This window comes from Cytobacillus firmus (genome assembly GCF_023612095.1).
Lineage (GTDB): Bacteria > Bacillota > Bacilli > Bacillales > Cytobacillaceae > Cytobacillus.
Window position 1 is genome coordinate 1,555,107 of sequence record NZ_CP086235.1, and the last position, 11,738, is coordinate 1,566,844.

The 11,738-nt window shown below is 41.8% G+C and carries 10 protein-coding genes and 2 pseudogenes; all 12 read left to right on the forward strand.

Features of this window, described 5'->3' with window-relative positions; all coding sequences use genetic code 11:
- Positions 1-9: 9 nt before the first annotated feature.
- The 12 genes and pseudogenes from panB to LLY41_RS22425 all read left to right on the forward strand — a co-directional run bounded on the left by panB (position 10) and on the right by LLY41_RS22425 (position 11,732).
- Positions 10-846, forward strand: coding sequence for a 3-methyl-2-oxobutanoate hydroxymethyltransferase (gene panB, locus LLY41_RS07885; protein ID WP_095244664.1), 837 nt, complete (start codon positions 10-12; stop codon positions 844-846).
- Complete coding sequence (panC, locus tag LLY41_RS07890) at positions 843-1,700, forward strand: pantoate--beta-alanine ligase (RefSeq protein WP_095244663.1); 858 nt, start codon at positions 843-845, stop codon at positions 1,698-1,700. The genes panB and panC overlap by 4 nt, the downstream gene beginning before the upstream one ends.
- Before the next feature lie 14 nt (positions 1,701-1,714).
- Positions 1,715-2,098 (forward strand): aspartate 1-decarboxylase, encoded by a 384-nt coding sequence (gene panD / locus LLY41_RS07895; protein ID WP_048008317.1) that lies wholly within the window; start codon positions 1,715-1,717, stop codon positions 2,096-2,098.
- Between the two features lie 168 nt (positions 2,099-2,266).
- Positions 2,267-5,068, forward strand: coding sequence for an ATP-dependent DNA helicase DinG (dinG, locus tag LLY41_RS07900; RefSeq protein ID WP_095244661.1), 2,802 nt, complete (start codon positions 2,267-2,269; stop codon positions 5,066-5,068).
- A 147-nt stretch (positions 5,069-5,215) separates the two neighbouring features.
- Complete coding sequence (locus tag LLY41_RS07905; RefSeq protein WP_304587391.1) at positions 5,216-6,064, forward strand: ComEC/Rec2 family competence protein; 849 nt, start codon at positions 5,216-5,218, stop codon at positions 6,062-6,064.
- Between the two features lie 195 nt (positions 6,065-6,259).
- Positions 6,260-6,430, forward strand: coding sequence for a YpmA family protein (locus LLY41_RS07910; RefSeq protein WP_009332715.1), 171 nt, complete (start codon positions 6,260-6,262; stop codon positions 6,428-6,430).
- A gap of 15 nt (positions 6,431-6,445) precedes the next feature.
- On the forward strand, positions 6,446-6,712 hold the full coding sequence (locus tag LLY41_RS07915) for a cell wall elongation regulator TseB-like domain-containing protein (RefSeq protein ID WP_304587393.1): 267 nt from the start codon (positions 6,446-6,448) through the stop codon (positions 6,710-6,712).
- 263 nt (positions 6,713-6,975) lie between these two features.
- Positions 6,976-8,159 (forward strand): annotated as a pseudogene (locus tag LLY41_RS07920) (pyridoxal phosphate-dependent aminotransferase).
- Positions 8,160-8,326: 167 nt separating this feature from the next.
- Complete coding sequence (gene asnS, locus LLY41_RS07925; RefSeq protein WP_179289031.1) at positions 8,327-9,619, forward strand: asparagine--tRNA ligase; 1,293 nt, start codon at positions 8,327-8,329, stop codon at positions 9,617-9,619.
- Positions 9,620-9,796: 177 nt separating this feature from the next.
- Positions 9,797-10,507, forward strand: a complete 711-nt coding sequence (locus LLY41_RS07930) for a DnaD domain-containing protein (RefSeq protein WP_095244656.1) — start codon at positions 9,797-9,799, stop codon at positions 10,505-10,507.
- A gap of 51 nt (positions 10,508-10,558) precedes the next feature.
- Complete coding sequence (gene nth / locus LLY41_RS07935) at positions 10,559-11,215, forward strand: endonuclease III (RefSeq protein WP_095244655.1); 657 nt, start codon at positions 10,559-10,561, stop codon at positions 11,213-11,215.
- Positions 11,216-11,448: 233 nt separating this feature from the next.
- Positions 11,449-11,732, forward strand: a pseudogene (locus tag LLY41_RS22425) (YpoC family protein).
- Positions 11,733-11,738: the final 6 nt, after the last annotated feature.

Below are 11,738 nucleotides of genomic sequence, written 5' to 3' on the forward strand. Positions count from 1 at the left end.
GGACGAATGATGAAGCAAACAACAGACTTTTTAAAAATGAAAGAAAATGATGAGAAAATTGTCATGCTGACCGCCTATGATTTCCCTGCTGCCAAGCAGGCTGAAAAGGCCAATGTGGACATGATACTTGTTGGGGATTCGCTGGGGATGGTAGTCCTGGGCTATGATTCAACGGTTCCTGTGACGATGGAGGATATGATTCATCACGGAAAAGCTGTTAAACGGGGGGCACAACATACATTCATTGTCATTGACATGCCGTTTATGAGTTATCACTTGTCCGTGAAAGATACACTGTTAAATGGAGCAAGGCTCATTCAGGAGACTGGTGCACATGCTGTTAAGCTTGAAGGCGGTGATGAAGTCGCACAACAAATCATGGCGTTAACAAAAGCAGGCATTCCTGTTATTGCCCACCTCGGTCTGACACCACAATCCGTTGGCGTCCTGGGAGGCTATAAGGTCCAGGGGAAAAACGCTGAAGCAGCCAGAAAGCTGATTGATGATGCCAGGGAATGTGAGAGAGCCGGAGCCTTTGCTCTTGTCCTTGAGTGTGTTCCAAAACAGCTGGCAAAGCAGATCACGGAAGAATTGACGATTCCAGTCATTGGAATCGGGGCTGGCAAGAATACCGATGGACAGGTCCTTGTGTACCATGATGTATTAGGATACGGTGTTGATCGTGTTCCAAAGTTCGTGAAACAGTATGAAAATCTGAACCCGATTATCGGCGACAGCCTTACTAAATATTCCGCTGAAGTGAAGAATGGAGCATTTCCTGATGATTCCCATTCTTTCAGGATGAAAGAGGAAGAGCTGCTGAGTCTGTATGGAGGAAAAGCATGAGAACGATTACTGATATAAGAGAAATGCAAAGGATTGCTTTACAGCTTAAGAGGGAAGGAAAAACAATCGGTTTTGTCCCGACAATGGGCTATTTGCATGAAGGCCATCTTTCGTTATTAAGGAATGCCAGGAAAGAAAACGATGTGACTGTGGTCAGCATCTTTGTCAATCCGCTGCAATTTGGCCCTAAAGAAGATTTAGCGACATACCCAAGGGATTTCGAGCGTGACAGCAGCCTTGCAGAGAAAGAGGGCTGCGATTATCTTTTCTTTCCTTCAGCAGAAGATATGTATCCTGCAGCACTGTCGGTAACGGCTAAGGTACAGGAGCGGACAAATGCTTTATGCGGAAAATCACGGCCTGGACATTTCGATGGTGTGGCCACAGTCCTGATAAAACTGTTCAACATTGTTCAGCCGGATAAAGTGTATTTCGGGATGAAGGATGCCCAGCAGGTGGCTGTCGTTGACGGGCTTGTAAGAGATTTTAATATTCCAGTGGAGATTGTTCCTGTTCAGACGGTAAGGGAAGAGGATGGTCTTGCTAAGAGCTCACGCAACGTTCACCTTCTGCCGGCGGAACGCGACCAGGCCTCTGCTCTCCATCAAAGCCTTAAAATGGCGGAGTCTCTAATAGCTGAAGGGGAAAATGATCCCGTCAAGCTTCTCAGCATCATCAGGGGATTTATTGAAAAAAACACAAGCGGGGAAATAGATTACATTGAAATTCTATCCTATCCGGATCTTAAACAGCTCACCCGTCTCGAAGAGAAAATCATTATCGCTATGGCCGTTAAATTCACAAAGGCCCGTTTAATAGATAACGCAATAATATCAGTGAAAAAAGAAAGCTAAGGGAGGAAGGCAGCATGTTTCGCACCATGATGAATGGCAAGATCCATCGTGCAACAGTAACAGAAGCCAATCTGAATTATGTTGGCAGCATCACAATTGATACGGACATTATTGAAGCGGTAGGAATGGCACCTAATGAAAAGGTTCAAATCGTCAATAATAACAATGGCGCAAGATTTGAAACCTATATTATTCCAGGGGAAAGAGGCAGCGGAGTAATCTGTGTAAATGGGGCAGCTGCACGTCTTGTTCAGGAAGGCGATATTGTCATTATCATTTCATATGCTCTTGTTCCTGATGATAAGGTGCCTTATCATGAACCAAAGGTAGCCATAATGGACAGCAGCAATCGGATCGCTGACATGATACATGCAGAACCGGAAAGTACAGTGCTATAATGTATTTAAACTAGAGCGGAACTCTTATGGAGCTTCGGCTCTTTTTTATAATCGGCAATGAATAAGGGATAGAAGCAGGTGGAAGAAAATAAAGAGGGAAAAGTATTTGCCTTTTTCTTTTTCCGTTTTTATGATACCTTTTGAATGACTGAATATGAGGTGTTAGCCATGGGTAATAAATATGTTGTAGTGGATTTGGAAACAACCGGGAACGCCCCGAAAAAAGGCGATAAAATAATACAATTCGCTGCTGTGGTAATCGAAAACGGAAAAATTACTGAGCAATACTCCTCCCTTATAAACCCGGAGCAATCTATTCCCCCTTTCATAGAAGAACTGACAGGTCTGTCAGATGAAATGGTCGAGGATGCCCCGCTTTTTTCGGAGATTGCCCATAAAGTCCTGACTTTGCTTGAGGGTGCCTATTTTGTGGCACACAATGTTCTATTTGATTTGTCTTTTTTACAGGAAGAATTGATTGAGGCAGGATATAACGGATTTTACGGCCCTGTTCTCGATACAGTGGAGATGGCCCGAATTCTTCTTCCCACCGCAGATAGCTACAAATTATCAGATCTGTCGCTCCGGGAAGGACTGAATCATGAACGCCCCCATCAGGCAGACAGTGATGCATATGTTACTGCTGAGCTCCTGTTAATATTATTAAACAAGCTTAAAAACCTTCCTAATACCACCATAGAACGGCTGCATAAGCTGTCTGGAGGCTTAAAGAGTGACCTTGATATATTATTGGACGAGCACATTTTAATTAATGATAGCAAGATTGAGCAACTGGCAGATGATATTGAAGTTCACAGAGGAATTGCTTTAAAAAGAGGAACGGAACGGCAGGAATCTCCAGGATCCGGAGTTCAGGCCTTTCCTTTCCGTGAAGAGGAAAAACAGGCATTGTTCGTTAAAGCTTTCCCGTCCTATGAAAAAAGGCAAGGCCAGTTTATCATGATGGATTCGGTTTATGAGGCTTTCAAAAATAAACAGCATGCATTAATAGAGGCAGGAACTGGTGTTGGGAAATCCCTGGCATACCTTGTTCCGGCTGCTTTACATGCAAAGGAGAGCGGCAGAACTGTCATTATCAGTACATATACAACACAGCTGCAGGAGCAGCTGCTTTCAAAGGATGTTCCTCTGCTGCAAAAAATGCTTTCATTCCCGCTTAGTACTGTATTGCTGAAGGGGAGAAGCCACTATATCAGCCTGGCGAAGTTCGTTCAAACACTGAGAGATGATGAAGATAATTATGATACAATCCTCAGTAAAATGCAGATTCTTGTATGGCTTCTGGAGACTGACACTGGTGATATTGATGAATTAAACCTGTCAAGCGGCGGGATGATTTACTGGAGCAGAATAAAAAATGATGAAACAGCTTTTTTGCAGGATAAGTCGTGGATATCGAGAGATTTTTATCTGAGGGCAAGAAAGGAAGCACAAAAGGCAGATATCATTATTACGAATCATTCACTGCTATTAACGGATCTTACAGCAAGTACTGCTATTTTGCCGGAATTCAGCCATGTGGTGATCGATGAAGGGCATCATTTTGTGAAGGCTTCCGGGAAACATTTCGGAAACAAACTGGATTATTTATCAGTGCGGCTGATGCTTGGACAAATTGGAATGATGGAACAGAAACAGCTCTATTTTAAGCTTGAGAAGCTGGTGGAAGAGAAAGCAGTTACACGGGATGATTTCATGCATTCTTTTGAAGTCAACCAATTAATAGCTGATATTGTTCATGAAATGGATGAATTGTTCAGAGTAATAGCGATGTATGCAAAGAAGTACAATAAAGCCAAAAAAAGCGTAAATCGAATTTCAGTGAGATTTAATAAAAGTGCTGCCAATAAGGAAATGAAGGCTGTTTTAGCGGGTGCTGAACGTTTTGGCTTTATGATTAAAGATTTAATCCAGGCCCTGGACAGTCGTGTATGCGCAGTTTCAGCAATTAAATCGGCCCTGTCTCTTGAGGAAAAGGCATTAATGGAGGAAGTGGCTTCTATTTTGGATGATTTGCGGGATATGAATGAAGACGTAAAACATATCTTTCATTTGCCGGCCGCCGAATTTGTTGTATGGATAGAAATGGATACGCGCGCAGCCCAAAATGCCACAACGGTTTATGCACAGCCTGTATCGGTTTCTGAATACCTTAAAGATCAATTCTTCAGCCAAAAGGAAAGTACGGTTATTACATCTGCCACTTTATCAGTAAAAAATTCCTTTAGTTTTATCGTAAAAGAATTAGGGCTGGAGGAACAGCAATGCACTCTGAAGCAAATTCAATCTCCTTTTGATTATCAGAATCAGGTTAAGCTCGTGATTTCTGATGATTTGCCTGAAGTTAATGCAGTACCGCTCGAGGAGTATGTCGCATCCATTACCGAGCATATTATTTCCATTGCGGAAGCAGCAAAGGGAAGAATGCTGATTCTTTTCACTTCGCATGAAATGTTAAGGAAAACCCATGAGCTTATAAAGGAATCAGGATTTCTGGAGGACTATGCTATCATCGCACAGGGTGTGACAAGCGGGAGCAGGTCAAGGCTAACGAGAAATTTCCAGCGTTTTGATAAAGCCATCCTCTTAGGGACAAGCAGCTTTTGGGAAGGTGTAGATATCCCGGGTGAGGATCTTTCCTGTCTTGTTATTGTAAGACTGCCATTTTCTCCGCCTGATGAACCGATGGCACAGGCAAAAAATGAGCAGATTGCCAATAAAGGAAAAAATCCGTTTTCCGAATACTCTTTGCCCGAGGCAATTATCCGTTTTAAGCAGGGTGTAGGGAGATTAATCAGAACAAGTTCCGACAGGGGAGTCATCGTGATATTTGACCGGAGAATCATCACCGCACGATATGGGAAAGCATTCCTGGATTCCATTCCGCCCATTCCTGTCGAGAAAAGCAATATTGATGAAATTGTTGATTTAATTAATAATTGGCTATAAACGTTTAGTGTATTTTCACTTTCACTCCTTTATGATGAACAAAGGTCTGTAATGCAGGATAAATTTAGATGATTAACACATTATAAATTTGTTGGGTTTTAATAAATCCTCATTCTGCTTTTGTTTCAATGTAGGAGGAATGGAAAGATGAACGTGCTGTTCGCCTTTATGCTGCTGTTTGCGAATTGGTATTACATACCGAAAGATTCACCGGCAGTTCCTGTTAAAGTGGAAAGCATTGACCTAAAACTGAAAAGTGATGAACTGGCTTTTACGTTTCTTTCTCTATCGGATGGCGAGTCTGCCTTAATTCATCATGGAAATGACGAAAAAATCCTCATTAACACCGGTGGGCAGGGAACTGAGGGTGAATTAAGAAAGCTTCTTGAATTATATGGCGTTAATCAGATTTCAGCAGTCATCCTGACAGATGAAGAATTATATAATAAGACAAGCCTTAAATGGCTTATTAAAAACTTCGGCATAAGGGAAATTATAGCGAATGAATCTGCCCTTTCAGAGCTGAAGTCTGAAATAGGAATAAGTGATCTCGGTTTTCATGCCTGGAATCAAAATACGAAGCATCAGCTTTTTCCGGGATTACATGCAGAAGTTTTATACGAAGGCAGTGACCCGGGTGAAGGAATGGATATTTCCTTTATATTCAAAAGACATCGGGTATTGTTTATGAACTCGACAAGTCCGGAAGCCAAAGAATTTCTTATGGAAAAAGAGTTATCGAATGTTAATATTGTTAAACTTCCTGCATTTGGAGAGAATGGCTCTATATCAGAAGAGATGATTAAACATCTGGATCCCCAGATCGCTATTCTTTTTTATAGACCATCCATAAAACATGATTCAGATCTGTTCAGGCTGTTAAATGATGCCTGGGTTGATGTGTATTATACAAGAAAGCACGGTACGGTAACCATCAAATTTACAGACGTTAATTATGAGCTATTCACGATTTTTCCGGGTGAGGAGTTCAAATAAACAGGAACGAAAAAGCTGCGCTTAGGGCGCAGCATGACGTGGTGGACCAGAAGAAAATTTGTATTGTTTTAATACCAGTTGATCATTTCTGCTGTTATACTGTTACTGAGAATTATTTCTTTGTAAAATTAGTTTAACCTTAAGGGTTGGATATATAAGTTACAAATATTGTAGAGGCTGAGGAGGAATTCCAGAATGGAAAGCAAAATTGAGGTTTTATCTACGGTGAAGATCCAGCAAAGCCCGGATCTGTATAAAATTGTTGATGCACTGAACAGAACGTTAAAAGAAAAAGACTTGATGTTCGGTTTGGCACTTGATCAGGAAGACCAAAATAAAGCGATTTTTACGATTTATCGTACATAAAAGAGTGATTGAGATATGAAGAAAGTATTATGGGGTATCATTATTCTGCTTGTCATAAGCATTGGAGCAGGATCAGTTATTTATTTCAACAGCATGAAGCCAGTGAGGGCAGCAGAATCAAAGGCAGTTGAGCTTGCAAAACAGGAAACGGATCTTGCTGAAGCTGAGGACTTCAATTTATATCATGGAACTGAGACCTTCTATGTGATCGAAGGCAAAGACCATGATGGTACAAGCATGTATGTCTGGGTTCCGGAAAAAAGGGAAAAATCGTCTCACTGAAGCAATCTGATGGAATTTCCAAGAATGAAGCCATTAACAGGCTCAAGCAGGAGAAAAATTCTGCTGAGATCGTGTCTGTCCGGCTCGGGATGGAGAAAAATATTCCATTATGGGAAATTCATTACCGTTCCGGCAGTAATTTAATAAATTATTACTATTTAGATTTTAAAACAGGGGAATGGCTGAAAAAAATTGAAAACCTGTAGCCTGAGGCAATCACTGCCGCAATGCAGGAGAAAATCGGGAGGAAGCAAGCAATGGAGATTCAACTGGCACAAAGAGTAAAAGCATTAACACCATCCACAACTCTGGCAATCACTGCTAAAGCAAAAGAGCTAAAAGCTCAGGGACATGATGTTATCGGTTTGGGAGCAGGCGAACCGGATTTTAATACGCCACAGCATATCATTGATGCTGCAGTGAAATCCATGAATGAGGGTCATACAAAATATACACCATCGGCAGGTCTTCCAGCATTAAAAAAAGAAATTGCAAACAAGTTTAAAAAAGATCAGGGACTTGAATATGATGCTTCACAAATCATCGTAACCAATGGGGCAAAGCATGGCTTATATACACTGTTCCAGGTCTTGCTGAATGAGGGGATGAAGTCATTATCCCGATTCCATATTGGGTCAGCTATCCTGAACAGGTTAAACTAGCCGGAGGTGTTCCTGTTTATGCAGAGGGAAGAGAAGAGAATGACTTTAAGATCACTCCGGAACAGCTGGCCAAAAGCATAACTGACAAAACCAAGGCTGTTATTATCAACTCTCCAAGCAACCCGACTGGCATGCTTTATTCTGCTGAGGAATTAAAGGAGCTTGGAGAGGTATGTTTGAAGCATAATGTTCTGATTGTTTCTGATGAAATTTATGAAAAACTGGTTTATGGCAGCCATCAGCATACTTCGATTGCTGAGCTTTCACCAGAGCTTAAGGAACAAACCATTATAATTAACGGGGTATCGAAATCTCATTCTATGACAGGCTGGAGAATCGGATATGCTGCAGGGAATAAAAGTATTATCAAAGCTATGACAAACCTTGCCAGCCACAGTACATCCAACCCGACAACAACAGCACAATATGGCTCAATCGCTGCATATGCCGGGCCGCAGGATACACTGGAAGAAATGAGAGAAGCATTCGAACATCGGCTAAACGTTATCTATGATAAATTAATCAGCATTCCGGGATTTACATGTGTAAAGCCACAAGGTGCATTTTATCTGTTTCCTAATGTAAAAAAGGCAGCAGAATTGACCGGATTTGCGAGTGTCGATGAATTTGTGGAGGCGCTTCTGGAGGAAGCGATGGTTGCAGTCATTCCTGGATCTGGTTTTGGCGCTCCGGATAATATCCGTTTATCCTATGCAACTTCCCTTGAGTTATTAGAAAAGGCAGTGGAACGGATGCACGGATTTGTTGAAAAGAACTTAAAATGATAGTAAAGCGGGGAAAGCCGGATCGTATCCGGCTTCCTTCTATGTTTTCAGCCTAATTAGAGCGTTTAATGATTTACTGTTATTGCTTGTCAATGTGCTTGAAGGTATAATATATAGCGATACATAAGAAGAGATTGCTTAGATTTTTTTGGAGGGAACTTAAATTGATAAAAACAACAATTTCTCAAGTTCATAAATATGTTGACCAGGAAGTTACCATCGGTGCTTGGATTGCCAACAAGCGTTCAAGCGGGAAGATTGCGTTTTTACAGCTGCGCGATGGAACAGGATTTATTCAAGGTGTTGTAGTAAAAGCAGAAGTGCCGGAGGAAATCTTCCAAGGTGCGAAATCAGTCACTCAGGAATCATCCGTATATGTGACGGGCAGAATCCAAAAGGACGAGCGTTCTCCTTTCGGATTTGAAATGCTTGTTACAGGCCTTGAAGTTCTTCATCAGGCTGTCGATTATCCTATTACGCCAAAAGAGCATGGAACTGAATTCCTTATGGATAATCGCCACTTGTGGCTGCGGTCCCGCCGTCAGCATGCAGTGATGAAAATCAGAAATGAAATTATCCGGGCAACTTATGAGTTTTTCAATGAGCAAGGGTTTTCCAAGGTTGACCCGCCAATTCTGACGGGCAGCGCACCGGAAGGAACGTCCGAGCTTTTTGCGACCAAGTATTTTGATGAAGATGCTTATTTATCCCAAAGCGGCCAGCTTTATATGGAAGCAGCTGCGATGGCTCTTGGAAGAGTATTTTCATTCGGGCCGACCTTCCGTGCTGAAAAATCGAAAACCCGCCGTCATTTAATCGAATTTTGGATGATTGAACCTGAAATGGCTTTCTGTGAATTTGATGAAAACTTAAAGGTTCAGGAAGAATATGTTGCTCATATTGTTCAGTCCGTACTTAAGAATTGTTCAATTGAACTTAAAACACTTGGCCGTGATACAGAGAAGCTTGAGAAAATTACAGCTCCATTCCCGCGCATAACGTATGATGAAGCAATTAAGTTTCTTCAGGAAAAAGGCTTCGATGATATCCAGTGGGGTGACGACTTTGGGGCACCACATGAGACAGCTATTGCAGAAAGCTATGATAAGCCAGTCTTTATCACGCACTATCCAACTTCACTGAAGCCATTCTATATGCAGCCTGATCCTGCAAGAGAAGATGTTGTACTATGTGCCGACTTGATTGCACCTGAAGGATATGGAGAAATCATCGGCGGCTCTGAGCGGATACATGATTATGACCTGCTTAAGCAGCGCATTGATGAACATAAATTAGATTTGGATGCTTACAAGTGGTACCTGGAGCTACGCCAATATGGTTCAGTGCCTCATTCCGGATTTGGTCTTGGTCTTGAAAGAACAGTTGCCTGGATCAGCGGCGTCGAGCATGTACGTGAAACAATTCCGTTCCCTCGATTATTAAACCGCCTATATCCATAATAAAAATGAATTAATAAATAAAGCAAAAATCCGCCTCCCGCGGATTTTTTGCTTCTTCCGGTTTCGTTAGAACATTCAGAAGAAGGCAGTCAAGCTGAACCTTCATGGAAAAGTTACCGTTTTTTCAACTCACTTTGGTCACTATGTTCATGATATACTGAGAAGGAGGTGTCCCGAATGTCTAAAAATAGTTTATTAAAATGGCTTCAGGAAGGTAATATATCAATTCCTGGAGTCCTGCTTTCACAATATAAAGAAATGAATTTGAATGAGCATGAACTCGTCCTGATACTTCATGTAATTTCCTATATTGAACATGGGAATAAATTTCCCACCCCTGTAGAATTATCTTCCCGCATGACTATTTCTGTGGCGGAATGCACGGAAATGCTAAGAAAACTAATCCAAAAAGGCTTTATTGATATTAAAGACAGCTACTCTGAAGGTGGAATCAGATATGAAAGTTACCATCTTGATCCGCTTTGGGAGAAGCTCATTGATCAGTTTCTGCTCAGCGGTAAAAAAGAGGAAGCTGCTAATATGCAGCAGGAGGAAACAGATCTTTATACCTGCTTTGAAAGGGAGTTTGGCAGGCCGCTCTCACCTTTTGAATGTGAGACACTTGCTCTTTGGATGGATGATGACCACCATGATCCCCATATTATAAAAGCTGCCTTAAGAGAATCGGTCCTGTCCGGTAAACTGAATTTCAGGTATATAGACAGAATCCTTTTTGAATGGAAAAAGAACGGCATAAAAACGATTGAACAGGCTAAAAGCTATGGAAAAAAATTCAGGCAGAATCAAGCACAGCAAAGGACGAAGAGGGAGGATACTCCGTCACAGACAACGAAATCTGTTCCCTTTTATAATTGGCTTGAACAGTAAGCAGTCACTGCTGCCCGAAAAAATAATGAAGACAGTAAGTTGGTGATTTTTTTGTTAAATAAAACACAAATTAGACACTGCCTTGATGAAATGGGAGAAATGTTCCCGGAGGCACATTGCGAATTGAATCATTCCAACCCGTTTGAACTGGTCATAGCGGTGGCACTGTCTGCACAATGTACTGATGCACTGGTTAACAAAGTGACAAGGAACCTGTTCCAAAAGTATAAAACTCCTGAGGATTACCTGAATGTTTCCATAGAGGAATTGCAGGAGGATATCCGCTCCATTGGTCTTTATCGAAACAAAGCCAAGAATATCCAAAAGCTATGCAGATTGCTTCTCGATGAATATGGAGGGGTAGTGCCGCGTGACAGAGATGAGCTGACAAAGCTTCCCGGAGTAGGCCGCAAAACTGCTAATGTCGTTGTCTCAGTGGCTTTTGGAGTGCCTGCCATTGCAGTTGATACTCATGTTGAACGAGTCAGCAAAAGGCTCGGTTTCTGCCGCTGGAAGGACTCTGTACTGGAAGTTGAAAAGGCATTGATGAAGAAAGTGCCGATGGATGAATGGTCGATTACACATCATCGTATGATCTTTTTTGGAAGATATCACTGTAAGGCACAAAATCCTCAATGTGAAATCTGTCCGCTGCTCGATTTATGCAGGGAGGGCAAAAAACGAATGAAGGTGAAGCAGGCAAAATGACCGGAGAAATCGTCATACCTGTTAAAGTACATTTATGCCATACCCTGTTTTATAAAAGGGGTGATTCATTGGCTGTTAACGAAGAATCTCTTTTCGCTTACCAGCCGCTGCCGCCCTTTTTATATGAAGCGGCTTTTTATGCGGGTATCCCTGCAGTAAAACCTTGGGAAAACAATGCTGAATATATTCCGGTTTTGATTGATGAGTGGGCAGGACAGAAGGATCTTCTTGGTATGCACTTCACAAACCGGGACCTTAAAGCTGCTTTAGATCCGATGAAAGTATCTCTGGGATTGTTTTTGCAGATGCTCTATTGGACAAACGGGAAGCCGGTAAACCTTTTATCCGATCCCGGGAATTATCAATAAAGCCAGTGAATATAAAAGAACGGCTGGATTTCATTTTTGCACGTCCGGCTTTATATCATTCTTACATACAGCTGTCTGGACTAATAGCTGAAATGGAGAAGCAATATATGAAGATGCTGGCATTGGAACAAATGAAGAAAAAGCGCTGATTCAAA